This is a genomic window from Streptomyces sp. NPDC057445 (assembly GCF_042802855.1).
Taxonomy (GTDB): domain Bacteria; phylum Actinomycetota; class Actinomycetes; order Streptomycetales; family Streptomycetaceae; genus Streptomyces.
The window spans coordinates 102,038-122,038 of record NZ_JBHVDH010000005.1; the positions used below are offsets into that span (position 1 = coordinate 102,038).

A 20,001-nucleotide genomic window follows, 5' to 3' on the forward strand; every position below is an offset into this window, starting at 1 on the left:
GGTGCCGGTCACCGGTCACAGGTGGGCTTCGGCGGTGGCATGCACTGGGCGAGATCCGGGCCCCTGCCTGGGATGTACGACCCGAGCCGGTGGGTGCCCACCCGACGCGACAGCCGGGCCCGCGGTCCGCCCACCACCAGTCAGGCCGGCCGGATCAGGCCGCCGAAAGAACTCACGATCCGTCACGAAAGTTCGAGGTTGGCCTCGCCGCTTCGGTCGAGATGGGGCCGGAAGCCGTGAGGAAATACGAAAGTGCCTTCTGAGCTGGGGCGATGAACCTTGTCGAGGGGTTCTGTCACTCTCGATATCCGGGTGGGCCCGTGCCACCGCTTCCTACGAAGTCCAGACCCCTGGCAGTGCAGCCACGGGACGCGCACCCCGGGGTTCTTCCCGGGTGCATCGTGTACCCCATCGGTCTAACGTGGAGATGTAGGTGGCACGGGGTTGACACTGCAACAAGCTGCCCAGGGACGGCACTTCGGCGCCTGGGAGCAGCCGGAACTCCTCGTGGAAGAGTTGCGCACTGCCTTCCGCTCACTCCGGCAGACCGTGCCCGACCGGCGGCACATGCCCTCGCGCGGCGGGGCGTCAATACCGAGCCGCTCGGCCGCCCCGGAGCTGCGCGGCCACGTCGTCCTCATGGATTTGTGGGCATCGGGCGCAGGAGAACGATATGAGCACTCAAGAACAGGGCGGCGCACAGGGCGGCGTCAAAGAGCCGACCGTGGACATGAAGATCGAGGTCCACGTCATCCCCGTCGCTGACGTCGACCGTGCCCTGCGCTTCTACCAGAGCCTGGGATGGCGGCTCGATGCGGACTTCGAGGCCGGCCCAGAATTCCGGATCGTTCAGCTGACGCCGCCTGGGTCGGAATGCTCGATCATCTTCGGCCGCGAGGTCATCTCCGCAGCGCCTGGATCCGCAGAGGGCTACCTCGTGGTCTTCGACCTCGACAAGGCCCGCGCCGACCTCACCGGCCGCGGTGTTGAGGTAAGCAAGATCTTCCACAAGGTCTACGACACCGGCGCTGAAGTACGGGTCGACGGCCGCGATCCAGACGGCCGCAGCTACGCCTCCTACGCCTCGTTCAGCGACCCGGACGGAAACGGGTGGGTACTGCAAGAGGTGCAGGAGCGACTATCTGGACGGTGACGACTCAGGAGGCTTTTGCCGTGGACGTAGCCGCGTTGACAGAACTTCTGCACGAGACGCCCCACCGCGCCGGGTGCACCGGCCGGACTGGTTGCCCAGCCGTGCGCCGACCGGTCAAGTGATCGTCTGCGTGGTCCCGTCAGGCAGCGCGCAGACGTAGCCGGCGTAGGGGCGTGAAACGATCTGTCCGCCGGCGGCCGTGCAGTCGTCTCTGGAGATGTTCGGAGACGAGGCGGCCCCGGCGCTGACAGCGCCGACGGCGCTCACGCCGGCAAGGGTTGCCGCGGCCAGGGCCAGGCCCAGGATTCTTCGCATGCGCATGATTTCCTCCTCCTCTCAGGCGCCTTCGTTCGGCCTTCGGGAAGGACAAGTCTCAAGACGACGGCGCCCTCTTACTCAGCATGGACGCTCCGCATTTGGCCCGCGAGGCGAAGCTGGGCGCCGCGCCCGGGCGGTGACTGCCCGGCCCCGGGAGGCATGACGTCACCGACCTCGACCGGCCGCATCGGTACGCCGCGTGCGCGTCGGTAGGAGCGGGGCGACGTCGATGTCCTTGGCGTCGAGACTGCCCACCGGGCCGCGTTGTGTCCGGGCAGGCCGGGCGTTGAGGAGGAGACGGGCCGTACCCGCCTCCGACCGGTGCCGGCGGGCGGCTGCCGCGCGCGGTCCTCTAACGCGGTTCGTGAGCCGCCGCCCGGCAGGCACCGGTCGCGGCGCCGCCCGCCACTCCGGCCCCGGTCAGCCCGGTCACACAACTCTGCAGGTCTCCGACCACGCCACGGCTGCAGGCCGCTGTGACGGAGTCGGAAGCGGTGGCACCGGCCAGTTCGGCCATCCGTGTGCAGGCGGCGATGTCCGCCCGGGCCGCGGGGGCGGCGAGGACCGCACCACCGAGGGTGAGGGTCAGGCCGGTGAGGGCACCGGCGATACGGGTCGACGTGCGCATGGGACGCACCTGCTTTCCGGGTTGGTCGCGCGGTCCTGGTCCCGGCGGACCGGATCCACGCGGTAAGGCCGCCTGGCGAGCCGCACCGGGACATGGTCGCCAGGCCGAAGGAGAGGGCCCCGGACCGGATGAAACGCACTCGGACCTCCACTCGCGGGCCCTTCACTCCAGCGTCGCATCCTCTCCCCCGCCCGTCCTGGGCACCCGGGGGCAGTGGCGTGACCTGCCCGAACGGTTCGGCCCATGGAAGACCGTCCATGAACGGCACCGGCTGTGGTCCGCCGACGGCACCTGGGAACGACTACTGCAGCGGGTCCAGGCCGAGGCCGACGCGGCAGGTGAGATCGACTGGGACATCTCGGTGGACTCCACCATGCGCGCGCACCAGCACGCGGCCGGTGCCCGCACCGATCCGCCGCCGGCCCCTGTTTCAAAGGGAACCGAAGCGGCAGAACATCAGGACGGGACGCCGTGGCAGAGCCTTCACGGCCGGCTGGTGGAGGTGGTGCGGGAGGTGAAGGCCTGGGCCGCGAGCGGCCCTTTGCCGATGCCCTGACTCATCCCCACCGTGGAAGAGGTCCAGCAGGTCATCCCGCTCCAACTCGTCTGAGTCAAGGCCGACCCCGCCGGCATCGCCAACCGGCACGCGGCCCACGGCCCTCTCCGGGGACCTACGAGACGGCGCCGTAACAGCACGACCAAGGAGCCGACCGGCACGGTGCACCCGCCGGTCGGCTCCGCCGTGCTCCTCGACGACCCCGGGGACGACTCCGTCGTTCGGCCCATCAAGGGCACCGGCTGCAACGCCGAAAAGGACCAAGCAGAGTCGCCCCACCCTCGCGTTCCGGTACGCCTCCGCGCCCCAGGCCGCCCCGATGACGGCGGTCCCGTACCCCGGCCGACAGACCCGGAGGAGATCCCGCATGCGCGTCTTACTGCCCCTGACCGCCGTCACCACCGCCGCGCTCCTGCTCGTCACGGTCACCGGCGCGACTCCCGCCGCAGCAGACCGGAACCCCGACGGCACACCACTGGTCAAGGTGTCCCACGGCGACCCGTACGCGAAGTGCACCATCGGAGCGAGGTCCCCCGACAGCATCGTCTACCCGGCCACCGAGGTCGAGCCGTACCTGTCCGTCGATCCGCGCGACCCCAAGCGCGTGGTCACCGTGTTCCAGCAGGACCGCTGGAGCGACGGCGGCGCCCGTGGCCTGGTCGCCGCCTGGACCACGGACGGCCGCACCTTCCACCGCAGCACGCTGCCGTTCAGCCTCTGCGCCCCGGGCGGCGCGGACTACGAACGGGCCACCGACCCCTGGGTGAGCACCGGACCGGACGGCACCGTCTACGCGAGCGGGGAGGGCGTCGACTTCACGAAGAGCACGCGCAGCGCCCTCCTGGCCGCCACCTCCCGCGACGGCGGCCGCACTTGGCGGAACCTCACCACCACGCACGTCGACGAGCAGCCGTTTTTCAACGACAAGCCCTCACTCACCGCCGACCCGATCCGCAAGGGCACCGCCTACCAGGTCTGGAACCGCCTCGACAACGACCCACCCGGCCCCAGCTCCCTCGACGGTCCCGGCTACATCTCCCTCACCCGCGACGGCGGCCGCACCTGGAGCAAGGCCCGGCCGTTCGTCGACACCAGCACCGTGCCCAACACCCAGACCATCGGCCATCTGATCGTCGCCGACCGGCGCACCGGCACCCTGTACGACTTCTTCGACCGGATCACCTACTCCGACGACCTGGGCACCGTCGTCGAAGCCCGCTACGAGGTGGTCACCTCGACCGACGCCGGAGAGACCTGGAGCGCCCCGGTCACCGTGGCCCGGGACACCTCCGTACCGGAGGTCGACCCGAACGACCCCACCAAACTGCTGCGCGCCGCGGCCACCCTGCCGAGCCCGGCCGTCGACCCCAAGACAGGCACGCTGTACATGGCCTACGAGGGCTCGGACTTCTCCGGTGGAAGGTTCGACTCCGTTCAGCTTGTGCGGTCCACCGACGGCGGACGCACCTGGGGGACCCCGGAGCTGATCAGCCCCAAGGGCGTTCCGGCCTTCTCACCGTCGATCGCGGTCGCCGAGCGGGGCACGGTCGCGCTCACTTACTACGACCTGCGCTTCCTCAAGCCCGGCAACACCACCACCCTGCCCACCGCCTACCAACTGGCCACGCTGCAGCACGGAAACCCGAAGCGCCGGACCGAACGACGGATCTCGCGGGTCTTCGACTGGCTGCAGGCGCCGTTCGCCGGGGGCTACTTCCTCGGCGACTACCAAGGCCTGGTGGCAGACGGCAAGGGAGTACGGGCGGTGCTCACCAAGACCCACTCCGGCGCACCACAGAACCGTACGGACGTGTACACCAGCAGTCTCCGCACCCGCTGACCGACGCGGACGCCGTCGGCCGGCCCGACCGCCGACGGCTGCAGACAGGCCCCGGACCCACTCCGTGACCACGCGTGGGGCACGCCCGAGACCTGGCATTCGAAGATCCAACGCGCCGCCGGACGCCCGCCCGCCAACGGTTGATCGGGATCTCATAGACGATCTCGCAATGAGCGACGGGCACCACGAGGTCCGCCGTCTCCACGGGCCGGGGCCACCCCTGGTCGCTGTAGTACGTCCGCCGGATGTGCGTGACGAGCGCAGCCTTCTGGATGCCGAGCAGCGATGCCTCCTCGGCAGTCGCCTGCCTTGGCTCCGGCTGCTCCACGGCGTGGCTGACGGTGACTCCGATTACGGCCCTGCGGTTCACAACGCCCGCCCCCGCGTGGGGCCCTCCCTCAGGGAGGACGACGAGAATGCCGGCGGTGAGGTCGTACGGCTCCCAACTCGTCGACAGCTGCACCGGCCTGCCGTCCGCCAGGAACTCGTACGTCGTCCGGACACACAGCTCGCCCTCGGCGATTCCGAGCCGCGCTGCGATCTCCGCCGGAGAAGGTGCGGCCTACGGCCGCGCATACCTTGGCAGCTGGCTGCGCTCGCACGCGACGGCGTTCGGGAACTCCCGCCCGCCGCGTGCTTCCGGGCCGACTCGGACCTAGCGTGCCCGACGGGTCGTCGCAGTCCCTGCGACTCTCCCGGCTACGCTCGCGCGGGAGCGCCCCGCGGCGCGTGACTGCGGGGCGCCTTGTGGGTTCAGTCGATCTTCTCCCCGTCGTACGTACCGCCCTTGCAGAGGTTGTCCGTCAGATCGGCCGTTCCGCCGCCCTGCTTGCACTCAGAAGGGGTGACGTAGGACGGGGCACCCTGTGTGGTGGCGGCGGTGGCGGCGGTGGCCGTGGCGGCGCCTGTGAGGCCGAGTCCGGCGAGGGCTGCCGTGGCGATGACGGCGGCGAAGATTCGTCGAATGCGCATTTGGTTCCCCTTTCACGGATTGCCTCAGTTGGGGCACTAGTCAGCTTGATCTTCTCCCATGCGGGCATGTTGCGCCATTCGGGTGACACTGCTGTCGGGTGCGGGGCCGGTGACGCGACCCGTCGGACAGGCCGCCGGCGTCATCTTCGCCGCCGTCCTGCACAACCCCGGTCCTGCTGTTCATCACCCTGTTCGTCCACGGCGCCGACGCCGCCCCCAACGTCCTGGTCCGCTATGCCGGAGCCGACCTCGCCGACCCCATCGGTACGCCCGGACCCGGACTTCATCGGCGACTGGCACGGGAGTTCCGCCGGCGGGCGTTCGACGGCGCGTGCGTGCTTCATCGAGCAGGCCGGTGCCGAAGTAGCATCGGACATCGGATACGGCCTGATCAGAGGTGATGAGGCTGCTCAGTCGGTGGGTGAGCGGCGGTTGACTCAATGCCGCAACCAGGTGGCGAAGGCGTCGACAAGGCCGGCGTAGAACCGCTCGTCGGGCACCGATCCCGGGTTCTTGCTCGCGTCGTAGAAGGCAACGTTGGTGAAGGTGGCGGAGGCGGATGCGTTGAGGTTCTTGTAGAAGGCGAGCTGGCCGCGACCGAATCCGACGAACAGCCAGAAGACACCAAGTGATGCGGTGTTCTGCAGCAAGGAGCGGACCTCGGCCTTGTCCCAGGGTTCGTCACCGACCTGGGTCACGATGAAGGCGGGATCAGCGGCGCCGGATTCCTGGTAGTGCCCTACTGCGCGACGCATGGCGTCGGCGACATTGCCCCACCCCCAGTCGACCTGGGTATGCAACTGCCCAATGCTGCCGCGGTAGTTGTCCAGCCGGATCTCCTCCAGGAAGGGGTCCCGTCCGCTGGAGAAGACCACGAGCACAGTGCCGTCGTCATCGAGGGTGGCCGACAGCGCCAAGACGCGCTCGGCGAAAGCTTGCACAGCGAACGACTCGTACAGCTCTTCCATGTGCCAGTCGTGATCCAGGATCAGGTACACCGCCGCCCGCTGGTTCGCGATGTCCCGGTCCACAAGAGCCTTGCTGGCCTGGCGTGCCGGAGACAGCAGTCCGGGGGCCAGCCGTTCGACCTTCGACAGGTCCACCGCGGGTCTCGCAGAACTCGAATTCCGGTATCCTTGGACGGGGAGTGGCGCAGGGGTTGCGGCAGGCTCGGATTCGACATCGACGCCGTAGTCGGTCGCGAGACCAGCCAGACCGGAGGCGTAGCCCTGTCCCACTGCACGGATCTTCCATCCGTCGTCCCGTCGGTAGAGCTCCGCCAGAACCACGACCGTCTCCCCGACGTGAAGTCCGGCGCCGTGAACGACCTGGCCGGCGAGCCTGTCTGGGTGATCGACAGAAGCGGTGCACGGGTGAAGACCGCGCACGGCTGCAGCGGCTCGGCACTCACCACGACAACCAGTCGGTCCACGTCAGCCGGCACGCGTACAAGATCGGCCGTGACCACCGGGCCGGCGATTGACACGCCGTCTTGGGCCGGGTGGTTGGAGAAGGCCAAGTCGTCGTCGCTCCGAACCCTGCCGTCCGTTCCGAGCAACAGCGCCGAGACGTCCGCAGCCAAGCCGTGAACCGACACCGCCAGTACCACCGGCGCCGTCGACAGCAGTCGGATGAAGCCGGCCGGGTCGGCCGCGACCAGGTCGATGCAGCCGTCGCCGCACTGCTGTCGGCGACCGTGGTGGCGGGGATCACGCGTCCCGACGTCGCACCGGACGACGTGGTGGTGGCCCTCAGCGGCATCGCCATGGTCGCGGACGTCCTTGAGGACCGCGACCAGGTGAGCCGGGTACTGGACCTCCTGTTCGAGGGGATCCGCACCCGACCGTAGGCCGGGGGGAGTTGCCCTATGTGGCGATCTTGATGCCAGCTATCCCTCTCTTGTGCCAACTAAAAATCGTCGTCACACGACGTCATCGCCGCACCCGGGGCATCCCGAGCCCGATCCAGGAGATGATCTCCCGCTGGATCTCGTTGTTGCCGCCGCCGAAGGTGAAGATCACGGCGGAGCGGTAGCCGCGCTCGAGTTCGCCGTGGAGGACGGCGCCCGCCGATCCCTCCTTGAGCGGACCCGCGGCCGCGACGACCTCCATCAGCCAGGCGTAGGCGTCGCGACGGGCCTCGGAGCCGTAGACCTTGACCGCGGACGCGTCCTGCGGGGTGAGGGTGCCCTGCTGAACGGCGCCCACCATCTGCCAGTTGAGCAGCTTCATCGCGTCGAGCCTGGTGTGGGTGCGCGCGAGGCGCGCGCGGACCCAGGCGAGATCGATGACACGGCGCCCGTCGGCGAGCTTGGTCCCGCCGGCCCAGCGCTGGACGTTGTACAGGGCGCGGATGGCCATGGTGCCGTGGGCGGCGAGGGTGACCCGCTCGTGGTTGAGCTGATTGGTGATCAACCGCCAGCCCTTGTTCTCCTCGCCGACGCGGCGGGAGACGGGCACGCGGATGTCCTCGTAGTAGCTGGCGGTGGTGTCGTGCGAGGCGAGGGTGTTGATGAGGGTGCAGGAGTAGCCCGGGTCGGAGGTCGGGACCAGCAGCATGGTGATGCCCTTGTGCGGCGGCGCCTCGGGGTCGGTGCGCACCGCGAGCCAGACCCAGTCGGCCGTGTCCCCGTTGGTGGTCCAGATCTTCTGGCCGTTCACGACGTAGGTGTCACCTTCACGGACGGCCTTGGTCCTGAGCGCGGCGAGGTCGGTGCCCGCGCCGGGCTCGCTGTAGCCGATCGCGAAGTCGATCTCGCCGGAGAGAATCCTCGGCAGGAAGTACGCCTTCTGCTCATCGGTGCCGTACTGCATGATCGTCGGGCCGACGGTGTTCAGCGCCATCAGCGGCAGCGGCACGCCGGCCTGGGCGGCCTCGTCGAAAAAGACGAACTGCTCCATCGGCGTCAGCCCGCGGCCTCCGTACTCCTTCGGCCAGCCGACCCCGAGCCATCCGTCGGCGCCGAGCCGGCGGATGGTCTCCCGGTAGAAGCGCTTCTGGGCGGCGGCGTCGCCGTAACGGGCGTAGGCGTTGTCCGGCACGAGCCCGTCGAAGTACGCACGCAGTTCGGCGCGCAACTGCTGCTGCTCGGGCGTGTATTCGAGGTGCACGGCCCCTCCAGGCGTCTTGCGCAGTCTGCGATCACGGTCCCGCGCTTGCTCGCGTCGACCTGCGGCGCGGACACAGTAGAACGTGTTGCAGTAATCCGGAAGGGCCTTGCACCGCCGGGTCGCGATGCGCCCGGCGCATGCGGTACCGCCGGACACCGGACGGGAGGTGGGCGGGGCGGGGCGGGGCGGCAATTCACGCCGGGGCGGTCCTCGTTCTCCCTCTCGACCTCCCTCCTTTGACATCGCACCGGGAGGGGAGGAGGGTGTAAATGTTCCGTAAGTACGAATGACGCCATACGTGCGGAGGTGCATGAAAATGCGCCGTAGGATCGCTGCCGCAGTCTGCGCAGGGGCCGCAGGGCTCGCACTCAGCTTGACGCCGGCCACCGGGGCGTTCGCCTCGAGCGACACCAGGAACGACGACCACCGCTGTTCCGACTGGAGGGACTGGCACGAGGGCCGCGACCATTGCGACCATCACGATGATTTCGGCAACAGCATCCATGACGTGTTGATCATTGTTGTCGCCCTGTCGTAGCACTGACCGCTGAGCCGACGCCCGCCGGCCGTCGGCGCCGGTCACCACCGCGGCAGCAACGGGCCCGGACACCGTCCGGGCCCGTTCCGTCGTTCCGGCCGAGCTGTCGGTCTCCATGTCCGGATTCCGCCGGTCACGGCGGCCGGACCGCAGCACGCTGGGAGAGGAACGCACGGAGGACAAAGCGGAGAGGACGGGACGACCGATGACCGTCACCACCACCAGGATCCACGAACGTGTGGCGGGAGCCGACTGGGCGGCGATCGCGGCGGAACTCGACGAATACGGCTGCGCACCGACGCCGGGGCTCCTCACCCCTGCGGAGTGCCGCCGTCTCGCCGGGCTGTACGACGAGCCGGACCGGTTCCGCACCACCGTCGACATGGCCCGGCACCGCTTCGGCTCCGGTGAGTACCGCTACTTCACGCATGAACTTCCCGATCTCGTACGGGAGCTGAGGGAAGCCCTCTATCCGCGGCTGCTGCCCGTCGCCCGCGACTGGGCGCAGCGGCTCGGCCGTCCGGCGCCGTGGCCGGACGGCCTGGATGCCTGGCTGTCGCGGTGTCACGACGCCGGGCAGGACCGCTCTGCGCAGATTCTGCTGCGGTACGGGAAGGGCGACTGGAACGCACTGCACCGCGATGTGTTCGGCGACATGCTCTTCCCCCTCCAGGTGGTCATCGGCCTCGACGACTACGGCACCGACTACACCGGCGGCGAGTTCCTGCTGGTCGAGCAGCGGCCCCGGGCCCAGTCGCGGGCCACGTCCACGCCCCTCCAGCAGGGCCGCGGCCTCGTCTTCACCACCCGGGACCGCCCGGTGCGATCCGCCCGTGGCTGGTCGGCGGGGGCGATGCGGCACGGCGTGAGTGTGGTGCGCTCGGGGCGGCGGCGTGCGCTCGGGCTGGTGTTCCACGACGCGGCCTGAGCCCGGTCGGGCGGAGATCTGCCCGACGGCACTGCGCTTGGGCAGGGGGGCGCCCGCCGTCCTCGTCGGCCCGCTCGCGCTCACAGCCCCCAGAAGGGTCCGCTCAGGCCCACCTCCGCGAAGTACGCCGCGGCAGAGGACGGGTCACGGCGGCGGTAGCCGCGGTCGAGGCGGCCCTCGTACCAGCCCCGGGCCAGCCGCCACAGTGTCGCGAGGTCCATCACGTATCCGCGTGGCCGGGCGGTGCGTTCGAGCCAGCCGTCGACACAGTCCGTGGAGCAGAACAGCCGCTGGTGGCGGCAGGTGTGGACGACGTCGTCCCAGACGTGGCGGACAGGAACGAGGAAGTGCGCCACCTGCCCACCGGGCGGCGGGGCATCCCGACCGACGGTCCAGGCGTGGGGAGTGGCGCAGGCCGGGCAGCGGGTGGCGACGAGGACGTCCGGTTCGGCGGTCAGCAGATGCGGCAGCGCGAAGGAGTCCCAGGCGCAGCCGCCCCACCAGAGGGTGCGGGTGCCCATGGCCGAGAAGCCCAGCGGTACCGAGGCGAAGGGGTGGGCCATGACGACGCGCTCGCCGTCGGGCACCGCCGGATCCTCCAGGACGAGGTCGCGGTGGTCGTGCAGGGCCCGCAGGGCCCGTCGTACCGCCGTGGGGCTCCGGCCCGTGGCCGCGGCGAGGGCGGCGGTGTCCGCGGCGCGCCCGGTGCGCGCGAAGGCGTCGTAGACGGCCAGGCGGACGTCCTCGGTCTCATCGGCGACCGTGGGGCGGTCGGCGGCCGTGGGGCGGTCGGTCATCGGGGATTCCTGTCCGGCGCGGGGGCTGGTCTCCTGCGTGACCAGCTTGCGCCGCGTCGGCGTCGACGTCTTGAACGCCTGGGTGGCAGAGGCGAGGCGTTCGCCCTCGGGGCACGATGTTGTGGTTCAGGCGGAACAGGTTTCCGTAGTCGTAACGCCGCTTGATCCGGGTGAGGCGGACGTGGTTCTGGCCGTAGTCGGCCCGGACGCGGCCCTGGTCCTGGTCGTGGTCCATGAAGTTGACGTAGCCGCCCTCCAGGGCGTGGGGGCGGAGCGGCGGCGAAGGCGCGGGCCCATTCGACGCCCCCGCCGCGCACGGCCGGCAGCAGATCGTGCTCGCGGGCCACGTTGACGGCGGCGATGACGTCCCCCGCGTCCGCGGCCCTGACGACAACCGCGGGCCGCCTGTCGTGCATGGCGTTGTAGACCTTCCGGGCCTCGTCGTAGCCGGCGTCGCCGGGCTCCACGATCTCGCCGTGGACGGCTTCGGCCAGACGCTCCATGAGCGGACGGTCCATGGCCGGTGCACAGCTGTTCATGACGGTGGCCACCTTCCGGGATCCTCGGTCGTGCCTGTGGATCCGTTGTAGGCACCGCCCCGGAGCGCGCGCATCGCCGGAGCGGTCCATCAGGGCAGTCCGGGGCATGGGCGGAACGGCCCATGCGGGGGGGCTGGGGCGTGTCATCGAAGGAATGGTGTCGGCCCTCTGCCAGAAGGCAGGGCCGGCGGCGTCCGGTGCCGGGGCACTCCGCGCCGTTGCCGGAGGTCCGGCGGGCGGGCGTGGAAGATCCCCGTCGAGCCCGGCCGGCGTATCGTCCTGACTCCCTGACCTCCTTTGACGCCCGTCGTGTCCGACACCGGCACGGCCCCAACGGCCACCGAGCGAAGGGGAAGTGGTCGGTCAGGACGCATCCGTCAGAGCCTGCGCATCCGCCTCGGGCTCCTTCGACGTGGCAGACACCGTCCGGCCCGAGCCGCCGCCACGGCTGAGGTGCACGCCGAACGCCGACGTCGCCAGGCCCAGTACGGCGGCCACGCACCAGACGATCCGGAAGTCGTGAAGTGAGGCGGCACCGACGTGGGAGCCGACCACCGCGACCAGGACAGCGACGCCGACCGTGGCCGAGATCTGGCGGACGGAGTTGACCAGCGCCGACCCGGTCGCCGCACGGTGCCCCGGCACGGCGTGCACACCGGCGGCCACCAGCGTGCCCAGGGCCAGACCGACACCCGCACCGGTCAGCAGCTGGCTGGGCAGCAGGTCACGCAGATAGTCCGGCGTGACGGACGTGAAGCACGCGAGCCAGACCATGCCGCCGGTGAACAGCAACCCGCCCGCGGCGACCAGCGGTCCGTGCCCGAAGCGCTGCGCGGTGCGGGCGGTCAGAAGGGTGACGACCGGCACGAGGACGGGACCGGGGACCAGGGCGACACCGGTGCGCAGCGCGCTCCAGTGCCAGACCTCCTGGCACCACAGCACGTTCGACAGCAGCATGATCGCGAAGGCGACACCGAACACGAGGCTGCCCGCGTTCGCCGCTCCGAAGCGCGGCAGCTGCAGCAGGTCCAGCTCGAACAGCGGATGGGAGTGCCGCAGGGACCTGAGGACGAACGCGGCGCCGCTGATCACGGCAACGGCCAGGAGGAGTACGGTCCTGCCGCTCGTCCAGCCCCAGTCGGGTGCCTGCACCAGCGCCCCGGACAGCGTCGCGACCGAGGAGATGACCAGCAGGGCGCCGAGGAGGTCGGGCAGCGGTCCGGCCTCCCGGGCGGCCGGCTTCGGCAGGACCGATCGGCCGGCGACGAGCGCCGCGATGCCGATGGGCACGTTGACGGCGAAGACCCACCTCCAGTCCACCTCGGTCAGGAGGCCGCCGGCGACGGGCCCGGCGGCCGCGGCGAGTCCGCCGACCGCAGCCCAGCTCCGGGTGGCCTGGATACGGCGCTCGGCCGGCACCGTCGCCAGCAGCAGGGCCAGGGACGTCGGAATCTGGGCGGACGCCCCGACGGCCTGCACCACCCGGGCCACGACGAGGGTCCCCAGGTTCGGGGCCAGGGCACAGCCCAGCGACGCGGGGTGAAGACGGTGATCCCGGTGAGGAAGACCGGCCGCTGGCCTATGCGGTCACCGGCACGCCCGGCCACCACCAACAGCGCGGCGAAGGCGATCGCGTAGGCGTTGAGGACCCAGGACAGCGAACCGAGGGTCGCGCCCCTGCCGCCCCCGGAGAAGGTGGCTCCCATGGCCGGAAGCGCGACGTTGACGATCATCAGATCCAGGTTGGTCATGAAGACGGCCACCAGGACGACTGCGGCAGCCGTTCGAGGGTGCTTTGAAAATCGAAGCAGGGTAGGCATGGCGCAAGCCAAGCACGGAGTGATTTGGAAATCAAACCCTGCCGGGGTGATACTGGGGCCGTGACCACGCGCATCGATCCCCAGGACATGGCAGGACGCCCTTGCTCGCTCGCCGCCGCCCTGCAGATCGTCGGCGACCGATGGGCCCTGCCGGCGATCCGCGAGGTCATGCTCGGCAACCACCGGTTCCGGCAGATCGCCAGGAACACCGGGGCCCCTACGGACCGCCTGGCGGCGCGCCTGAAGGCGCTGGTGGAGAGCGGCGTCCTCGAACGGCGCCCGCTGCCGGACGACGCACGCTACAGCGGCTACTACCTGACGGAGGCGGGGCGCGATCTGGGAGGCATCACCCGCGAGCTCATCGGCTGGGGCGACCGCTGGGCCGTCACCGCGCCGCCCGGCCGGATCAGCCACCGGGACCACGAACTCGTCACCCACACGGTCTGCGAGACCTGCGGCGAGCAGGTCCACGCAGAGGACGTCCACCGGGAGGAGCTGGTCCCCGGCTGGGACCGGTCCGGCCCGGTGCAAGCCCCGTAGACCGTGCGGTGGTCGTCGATCCCGCCCCGGAACGGGCGTGTGATCCGGGCACGGTTGTCGGCCCGGAAAGTCGTGCGGATCTCCGGTCGTCGCCCTTGATCAGCTCGTCCAGGGCCAGGAGTCGGTGGGCCAGGTCGCGCACCGGCTTCGCACCGACGAGCCCGCTACGAGGCGACCGTCGTGTCGGTGCCTGAGCCGGTGTCGGTGTCGGCCCTGGCACCGGTGATCCGCTCGGCCACACGCGACTCCCTTCCCGCTGCTGCTCACCGCGAGTCGGACCGCCCCTCACCAGCATAGGAGCGGCGGCCCACGGTGGGGTCCGTCGCGCGCGACGGACCGCTCGGCCCCTGCCGATCCGGCTCCCGCTCATCGGCTCCGGGAGGGACACTGCAGACAGGACGCCGCGCTCGAGACGGAGGACCGGCGATGAGCACCCACACCCCCACACGTATGACGGCAGTCCTGTCCGCCGAGCACCGTGCCCGGCTGCAGGAAGTCGGACGGGAGGTCAACATTCCCGAGGAGACCCGCATCTTCGAGGAGGGCGGTCCCGCGGACCGCTTCTGGATCATCCGCTCCGGGACGGTCACGCTCGCCATACCCGTTCCCGGACAGCGACCTGTCGCTATCGAGAGCCTGGGATTCGGCGAACTCGTGGGCTGGTCCTGGCTGTTCCCTCCCTATCGATGGCAGCTCAGTGCAGAGGCCATGACACCGGTTCGCGCGCAGGAGTTCGACGCACTCACCGTCCGCCTGATGATGGACGCCGACACGGCGTTCGGTTCGGCGATCGGGCAGTGGGTCGCCAGAGTCCTCGCCCACCGGCTGCACGCGGCCCGTGTCCGCCTTCTTGATCTGTACGCGCCGCGCGGCAGCGGCAGCATGCTGTGATCAGCGCGCGGCACGACGGCCGGCCGCTGACCCGGCGGGCGATCTCGCCGGTCGGGCGGCGCCTGAGCGCCTGCTACGGCAACAGGCGGAAAGGGCCCATCCACTTCTCGCGGATCCTGATTGCGCGGTGAACGTTCCGACCGTTGCTCCGCGTCCTCTGCAGGGCCCTTTCCGTCACTTCCATGAAAGCACCCCGGCCACGGACGGCAACACGGCCGCACCGCCCGCGGTCCGGCCCTCGTCCCTGAATGCGGCGCTCCTCTGCATGCGCGCCGCCTCACTCGCGCCCGTGGGCGCCACGGTTGCCGCGCTGGGATCCTGGAAGTGTGACCGTGCTGGGCGTCCATGAGGAGGTCGGCACATGAGCCGCAACGTGACCGCAGGTTTGGACGGGTCCCCGGAAAGCCTTGCCGCCGCCGAGTGGGCGGCCGGCGAGGCTCAGCTGCGCGAGGTGCCCCTGCGCCTGGTGCATTCCGAGGAGTCGCCCCCCGCGGCGGCCGTCCGGCTCGCCGCCCCGCAGGAGCGGCGCCGGTGGGCCGACACCATGCTCATCGATACCGCCGGCCATCTGCAGCGGACGCATCCCGGGCTGACGATCACCACCCGTCGGCTGCCGGGCCGGCCCGCCGAGGACCTGCCCGCAGCGGCGGGCGACGCCGACATGCTGGTCCTCGGCTCACGCGGTCTGAGCGGCCTCATGGGCTTCCTGGTGGGTTCGGCCGGTATGCACACGATCGCCGCCACGGAACAGCCGGTCGTACTCGTGCGCGCCCCGAAGGAACCGGGCGAGGAGCCCGTGTCCGTGCCGCCCGGGGTGTTCCGGGAGGTGGTCGTCGGCGTCGACATCCACCAGTCCTGCGACGAGGTCCTGGCCTTCGCCTTCGACGAGGCGGAACGGCGTGGGTGTGCGCTGCGTGCCGTGTACGCCTGGATCCTCGCCCCGGTCCTGAGCTACGACCCGTTGCTGGACCCGGGCGTCCAGCTCGAGGTGGGCCGGGGGATCGAGCGGACGCTCGGCGACATGCTGGCGCCCTGGCGGGGGAGACACCCCGGCGTCAAGGTCGTCGAGACCGCGCTCATCGGCGCACCCGCACAGCAGTTGCTGCACTTCGCCGCCGATGCGGACCTGGTGGTCGTCGGCCGGCTCATCCGTACGGCGCTCATGGGTGCTCACATCGGTCCGGTCGCCCACGCCGTGATACACCACTGCGCCGCCCCCGTCGCCGTCGTCGCCCACAACTGAAGCCCGGCCGGCCGCGTCGCCGATGATCCGGTCGAGGGTGCTTGTCCGCGTCGGCGTCGACCAGGGCGAGGTCGCGGGTCACGCCGACGGCCTCCGCGGAGGCTTCGCGCCGGGCGCGGGTGCCCGCCCTCGTACCAGCCGGGGGACGCCGACGCCGACGGGGATCATCGCCGCGGCGACCGGCCAGAGGGGCGCGGTGGCAGGCAAGGCGGTCAGGAGGGTCAGGTCGGCGCCCATCAGGGCCAGGCCGAGGTCGTCGGGACGCGCGATCCGAAGCGTTCCGCGGCCCGGGCGGCGGCGGTGCGACAGGCGGCGGCGGTGGGACGGACGGAGCCGCTGACGATGGTCAGGGAGCGACGAGGACCTTCAGGGCCTCGCGCTGGTCCATCGCCCGGTAGCCCTCGGGCACCTCGTCCAGGGTCACGGTGCGGTCGAAGACGCGGCCGGGCTCGACGGTGCCGTCCAGAACGGCGGGCAGCAGCTCGTCGATGTAGGCGCGCACCGGTGCCGGGCCGCCGGTCAGCGTGATGTTCGGGCCGAACAGGCTGGGGAAACCGACCGGGGCGTTCTCGTACTGCGGCACGCCGACCCGGCTGATCACGCCGCCTGGGCGGACCACGCCGACGGCCATCTCGTAGGCGGGCATGTGGCCCACGGCCTCCAGCACGGCGTGGGTCCCCTGGCCGCCGGTCAGCTCGCGCACCTTGGCGATGCCCTCCTCGCCGCGCTCGGCCACCACGTCGGTTGCGCCGTAGAAGCGTCCGAGGTCGGTGCGTTCCTTGTGCCGGCCCATCAGGATGATCCGCTCCGCGCCCAGTTGCTTCGCAGAGAGCACCGCCAGAAGGCCGACCGCACCGTCACCGATGACCGTCACCGTGGTGCGCTCATCGACGCGGGCCTGCCTGGCGGCGTGGTAGCCGGTGCCGTAGACGTCGGCCAGGGTCAGCAGGGAGGGCAGCAGCGCGGAGTCCTCGCCGACGGGCAGCTTGACCAGGGTGCCCTGGGCCTGCGGGACTCGGACGGCCTCCGCCTGGGCGCCGCCGACACCGCCGACGGCGAAGAACCCGCCGTTCGGGCAGGAGGTGTGCAGGCCTTCCCGGCAGAACTCGCAGGTGTTGTCCGCGTAGGCGAACGGCGCCACCACCAGGTCGCCCCGCTTCGGACCGGCCACCTCGGAGCCGAGCTCCTCGACGACGCCCAGGAACTCGTGGCCCATCGGCGCCGGCCCGTCGGAGGCCGCCATGGTGTGGTAGGGGTGCAGGTCACTGCCGCACACGCAGGTGCGCACGATGCGTACGACCGCGTCGGTGGGCTGTTCGATGACCGGGTCCGCTGCGTCCTGGACGCGCACGTCGCCGGCTTCGTACATGAACGCTGCTCGCATGGGGACGTCTCGCTTTCTTGTCGGAACCCAGGCGCTCGACGCCTCGTCGGCGATGTCCTGAGAAACGGGCGCCGTGAGGAACGGGCGCCGTTACGAGGGGCCGGACGCGGCCGTCGGGGACCGCGCGGTACGCGCGCCCGGGGAGGGGCGCACCATGTTCGCGCCCGGCCGGGAGGGCTCCTGGCCTGCGTGGGTGACGTCGAACCACACGTCCCGGTGAACGGATCCTCGCGGCCCGGCCCGTGGCCCGTACCTGCGTGGCACAAGCTGCGCGTGGAGGCCGTGAAGTACCCGGAACGGCCCCCTCACCGGCGCGCGGGGGCCTGGACAGCATGAGAAGCGCGGCAGAGCCGACGCCCACGCACCCGCGGGACCCCGGCTCTGTCGCAGCGCCGGCGCTCAGGCCTTGAACGCGTCGCGGCCGACGACGCACAGTGCCCAGATGATCAGGACTTCGATCGCGATGGCCACGATCGACCAGACGGGGAAGTAGGGCAGGGACAGGAAGTTCCCGATGATGAGCAGCACCGCCACGACCATGGCGGCGACACGGGCCCAGTGCGCGGCCATGAACAGCCCGACGCTCACCGCGATCGCGATCACTCCGAGGATCAGATGGATCCAGCCCCAGCTGGTCAGGTCGAACTGGAAGACATAGCTGGGGGTGATGACGAAGACTTCGTCCTGGGCGATCGCCATGATGCCGCGGAAGAGGCCCAGGAGCCCCGCGATCAGCAGCATCACGGCGGCGAAGAGCACCAGGCCTTCGGCCACAGCACCGGACGTCCCGGAGCGGGACTGGGGTGTGGAAGTCGTCATGTCTGTGCCTCGATTCGTCGTACGACCCGGGAGAGTCCGGCGGCGTTCGGCCGCCCCTGGCACCGCCCCGGCAGGGACCGTCTCGCGGCTTGTGCGGGTGTGGTGCCCGAACGCTTCCAGGAGACCCCCCGCGTCGCCGGAGTACCTCGCCCATGGCGGGTGATTTCCGTCCCGGGCGCACGCGCCGCGGCTGCCCGGGACGGAAAGCCCCGGCCCGCTGACCCGCTCGCCCGCTGACCCGCTGACCCGCTCTGTCAGGGGCCGACCGGTCCTGCCCCGTCCGAGCCGGCCTTCTGCCGGGTCGCCGCGCGGAGCGCGAACGCCCCGGCGAGTTCGACGATTCCGAGCAGGACCAGCCACAGCCCGAGGAGCCTGGCGAGCGCGACCGCGGAGTTCACCGGATAGGCCAGCACCACGATGCCGGCGACGACGCCCAGCGCACCGACGGCGAAGGCGGGGCCCCGGTGCCGCAGGTCGTGGTCCGCGATGGCGATGAACACGGTCAGCAGACCCGACAACAGCCAGAAGACCCCGACGATCAGCGACAACGCGGCGATCGTCTGCAGGGGATTGCGCAGACAGAGCACACCCGCCAGCACGGCCACCACCGCGATGAGCACCCCGGACAGCCGGCTTCCTTCACGGGCGCCGGCCCCGGAGAAGGCGGCCACGAACCGGAAGATGCCGGTGACCAGCAGTTGCAGGCCGATGATGATCGCCACGACGTGCAGCGTCCCGTTGGGCCACACGAGCACGACGATGCCCGGTACGAGTGTCACCAGGGCCAGGCCGAGCGCCCAGCCCCATGAGCCGCCGAGGTCGGCGAGGACGTCCTGGGGTTCCCTCGGGCCGCGGCCGGCCGGGAAATCACGCGGTGCGGTCATGATGCCTCCTTCGTCGCCTGTGAGTGTCCGTCGGTGGGCCGGCGGGGAAATCACCCCACCGGAGTGATTCCTCCTCGCCGGACGGACGCGAGTCGGGACGCGGAACGCGCTTCAGGTCACGTTGCTTGCTTCCAAAACTACGAAACCGTATAGTCCGATATCGTGAAGTCCGAAGACGTATCATCCGAACAGTCGGTACTGCTCGCATTGCAGCGGGCCACGCATACGACCCTGCATGCGCTCTCCGCAGAGCTCGTCGACCTCGACCTGACCGCCTCCGAGATCAATGCCCTGGCCAACCTCGCTGACGGCCGCGCCCGCACGGTCTCCGAGCTCGGCGCCGCCGCGGGGACCCGGCCGTCCACGTTGACCAGCGTTCTCGACCGGCTGGAACGACGGGGACACATCACCCGCGGCACCCGCACGGGCGACCGCCGCGCGGTGCTCATCGAACTGACGCCCACCGGCCGGCCGGCTGCGGAAACCATCCGGAAGGCCCTGACCGATCTGGAGCACCGTGCCGTCGCCGGGCTGCCGACCGAGGCGGTCGCCGGTTTCCGCGCCGTTCTCGGGGCGTTGACGAAGGTGTCCTCATGACCCGGACCGGCTCGGAACCGGACGGGACGGGCCCGGCCGCCTTCGACGAGCTGATGGCCGAGGTGATGGCGTGCTCCGAGCATTTCGGCCACCGACAGCACGTACACCTGACCTGGCTGGCGGTGCGACGGTACGGCGTCCCGGTGGCGGTCGGTCTGGTCGGTGACGGCATCCGGCGCACCGCACGCTATGCGGGAGCGCCCCAGAAGTACCACGCCACCGTCAGCCGGGCCTGGGTGGAACTGGTGGGGCACCACGTCGCCGAGGACGACACCGGATCCTTCTCCGTCTTCGCCGAGCACCAGCCCGCTCTGCTCGACAAGCGCCTGCTGACCCGCTTCTACCGCTCCGCGACACTGGCCGGTGCGCCCGCCAGAACCGGCTGGGTCGAACCCGACCTTGCCCCGTTTCCCTGGCAGGACTCCGCACGCCAGATGCATTGAC

At 70.6% G+C, this 20,001-nt stretch carries 20 protein-coding genes and 3 pseudogenes; 10 read left to right on the forward strand and 13 right to left on the reverse strand.

What is annotated here, in order from left to right; genetic code table 11:
• Positions 1-673 precede the first annotated feature (673 nt).
• The gene (locus ACFU5O_RS13880) at positions 674-1,153 is read left to right on the forward strand and encodes a VOC family protein (protein ID WP_384239856.1); all 480 of its coding nucleotides are present in this window, start codon (positions 674-676) and stop codon (positions 1,151-1,153) included.
• Positions 1,154-1,267: 114 nt separating this feature from the next.
• Here ACFU5O_RS13880 and ACFU5O_RS13885 read toward each other — a convergent pair whose 3' ends face one another.
• Both ACFU5O_RS13885 and ACFU5O_RS13890 read right to left on the reverse strand, forming a co-directional pair.
• On the reverse strand, positions 1,268-1,474 hold the full coding sequence (locus ACFU5O_RS13885) for a hypothetical protein (protein ID WP_384239857.1): 207 nt from the start codon (positions 1,472-1,474) through the stop codon (positions 1,268-1,270).
• Positions 1,475-1,823: 349 nt separating this feature from the next.
• Positions 1,824-2,099, reverse strand: coding sequence for a hypothetical protein (locus ACFU5O_RS13890; protein ID WP_384239859.1), 276 nt, complete (start codon positions 2,097-2,099; stop codon positions 1,824-1,826).
• A gap of 196 nt (positions 2,100-2,295) precedes the next feature.
• Here ACFU5O_RS13890 and ACFU5O_RS13895 point away from each other — a divergent pair.
• Positions 2,296-2,505, forward strand: a pseudogene (locus ACFU5O_RS13895) (transposase); the annotation flags it as partial.
• A gap of 517 nt (positions 2,506-3,022) precedes the next feature.
• Positions 3,023-4,495, forward strand: coding sequence for a sialidase family protein (locus ACFU5O_RS13900; RefSeq protein WP_384239860.1), 1,473 nt, complete (start codon positions 3,023-3,025; stop codon positions 4,493-4,495).
• A 136-nt stretch (positions 4,496-4,631) separates the two neighbouring features.
• Here the strand turns inward: ACFU5O_RS13900 and ACFU5O_RS13905 are convergent.
• From ACFU5O_RS13905 to ACFU5O_RS13915, 3 genes and pseudogenes are all read right to left on the reverse strand, one after another.
• Positions 4,632-5,051 (reverse strand): annotated as a pseudogene (locus ACFU5O_RS13905) (UTRA domain-containing protein); the annotation flags it as partial.
• 197 nt (positions 5,052-5,248) lie between these two features.
• On the reverse strand, positions 5,249-5,467 hold the full coding sequence (locus tag ACFU5O_RS13910; protein WP_384239862.1) for a hypothetical protein: 219 nt from the start codon (positions 5,465-5,467) through the stop codon (positions 5,249-5,251).
• A 437-nt stretch (positions 5,468-5,904) separates the two neighbouring features.
• Positions 5,905-6,756 carry a VWA domain-containing protein gene (locus ACFU5O_RS13915; RefSeq protein ID WP_384239863.1) on the reverse strand — a complete coding sequence of 284 codons (852 nt, stop codon included), beginning with the start codon at positions 6,754-6,756 and terminating at the stop codon, positions 5,905-5,907.
• Between the two features lie 296 nt (positions 6,757-7,052).
• On the opposite strand from ACFU5O_RS13915, the gene ACFU5O_RS13920 reads away from it, so the two are divergent.
• Positions 7,053-7,316 carry a hypothetical protein gene (locus ACFU5O_RS13920; RefSeq protein ID WP_384239865.1) on the forward strand — a complete coding sequence of 88 codons (264 nt, stop codon included), beginning with the start codon at positions 7,053-7,055 and terminating at the stop codon, positions 7,314-7,316.
• Between the two features lie 82 nt (positions 7,317-7,398).
• Here the strand turns inward: ACFU5O_RS13920 and ACFU5O_RS13925 are convergent, their stop codons facing one another.
• Positions 7,399-8,577, reverse strand: coding sequence for an acyl-CoA dehydrogenase family protein (locus tag ACFU5O_RS13925; RefSeq protein WP_384239867.1), 1,179 nt, complete (start codon positions 8,575-8,577; stop codon positions 7,399-7,401).
• Between the two features lie 743 nt (positions 8,578-9,320).
• On the opposite strand from ACFU5O_RS13925, the gene ACFU5O_RS13930 reads away from it, so the two are divergent.
• Complete coding sequence (locus ACFU5O_RS13930; protein ID WP_384239869.1) at positions 9,321-10,043, forward strand: 2OG-Fe(II) oxygenase; 723 nt, start codon at positions 9,321-9,323, stop codon at positions 10,041-10,043.
• An 80-nt stretch (positions 10,044-10,123) separates the two neighbouring features.
• On the opposite strand, the gene merB is transcribed toward ACFU5O_RS13930, so the two are convergent.
• The 4 genes and pseudogenes from merB to ACFU5O_RS13950 all read right to left on the reverse strand — a co-directional run.
• The gene (merB, locus tag ACFU5O_RS13935; protein ID WP_384239871.1) at positions 10,124-10,840 is read right to left on the reverse strand and encodes an organomercurial lyase; all 717 of its coding nucleotides are present in this window, start codon (positions 10,838-10,840) and stop codon (positions 10,124-10,126) included.
• Positions 10,794-11,075, reverse strand: coding sequence for a BBE domain-containing protein (locus tag ACFU5O_RS13940; RefSeq protein ID WP_384239873.1), 282 nt, complete (start codon positions 11,073-11,075; stop codon positions 10,794-10,796). Before ACFU5O_RS13940 ends, merB begins: the two co-directional genes overlap by 47 nt.
• 667 nt (positions 11,076-11,742) lie before the next feature.
• Entirely contained in the window at positions 11,743-12,870 is a 1,128-nt protein-coding gene (locus tag ACFU5O_RS13945; protein WP_384239875.1) for an MFS transporter, read from the reverse strand.
• Positions 12,871-12,980: 110 nt separating this feature from the next.
• Positions 12,981-13,199: pseudogene (locus ACFU5O_RS13950) on the reverse strand (MFS transporter); the annotation flags it as partial.
• A gap of 60 nt (positions 13,200-13,259) precedes the next feature.
• On the opposite strand from ACFU5O_RS13950, the gene ACFU5O_RS13955 reads away from it, so the two are divergent.
• The 3 genes from ACFU5O_RS13955 to ACFU5O_RS13965 all read left to right on the forward strand — a co-directional run bounded on the left by ACFU5O_RS13955 (position 13,260) and on the right by ACFU5O_RS13965 (position 15,873).
• Positions 13,260-13,739, forward strand: a complete 480-nt coding sequence (locus ACFU5O_RS13955) for a winged helix-turn-helix transcriptional regulator (protein ID WP_384239877.1) — start codon at positions 13,260-13,262, stop codon at positions 13,737-13,739.
• A 426-nt stretch (positions 13,740-14,165) separates the two neighbouring features.
• Complete coding sequence (locus ACFU5O_RS13960; protein ID WP_384239879.1) at positions 14,166-14,630, forward strand: Crp/Fnr family transcriptional regulator; 465 nt, start codon at positions 14,166-14,168, stop codon at positions 14,628-14,630.
• 361 nt (positions 14,631-14,991) lie between these two features.
• Entirely contained in the window at positions 14,992-15,873 is an 882-nt protein-coding gene (locus tag ACFU5O_RS13965; protein ID WP_384239881.1) for a universal stress protein, read from the forward strand.
• A 346-nt stretch (positions 15,874-16,219) separates the two neighbouring features.
• Here ACFU5O_RS13965 and ACFU5O_RS13970 read toward each other — a convergent pair whose 3' ends face one another.
• The 3 genes from ACFU5O_RS13970 to ACFU5O_RS13980 all read right to left on the reverse strand — a co-directional run bounded on the left by ACFU5O_RS13970 (position 16,220) and on the right by ACFU5O_RS13980 (position 18,960).
• Positions 16,220-17,257, reverse strand: a complete 1,038-nt coding sequence (locus tag ACFU5O_RS13970) for an alcohol dehydrogenase catalytic domain-containing protein (protein ID WP_384239882.1) — start codon at positions 17,255-17,257, stop codon at positions 16,220-16,222.
• Between the two features lie 399 nt (positions 17,258-17,656).
• The gene (locus tag ACFU5O_RS13975) at positions 17,657-18,076 is read right to left on the reverse strand and encodes a hypothetical protein (protein WP_384239884.1); all 420 of its coding nucleotides are present in this window, start codon (positions 18,074-18,076) and stop codon (positions 17,657-17,659) included.
• 254 nt (positions 18,077-18,330) lie between these two features.
• Positions 18,331-18,960 carry an HdeD family acid-resistance protein gene (locus ACFU5O_RS13980; RefSeq protein WP_384239885.1) on the reverse strand — a complete coding sequence of 210 codons (630 nt, stop codon included), beginning with the start codon at positions 18,958-18,960 and terminating at the stop codon, positions 18,331-18,333.
• A gap of 162 nt (positions 18,961-19,122) precedes the next feature.
• Between ACFU5O_RS13980 and ACFU5O_RS13985 the strand changes: the two genes are divergently transcribed.
• Complete coding sequence (locus ACFU5O_RS13985; protein WP_384239887.1) at positions 19,123-19,557, forward strand: MarR family winged helix-turn-helix transcriptional regulator; 435 nt, start codon at positions 19,123-19,125, stop codon at positions 19,555-19,557.
• Positions 19,554-20,000 carry a hypothetical protein gene (locus tag ACFU5O_RS13990; protein ID WP_384239888.1) on the forward strand — a complete coding sequence of 149 codons (447 nt, stop codon included), beginning with the start codon at positions 19,554-19,556 and terminating at the stop codon, positions 19,998-20,000. Before ACFU5O_RS13985 ends, ACFU5O_RS13990 begins: the two co-directional genes overlap by 4 nt.
• Position 20,001: the final 1 nt, after the last annotated feature.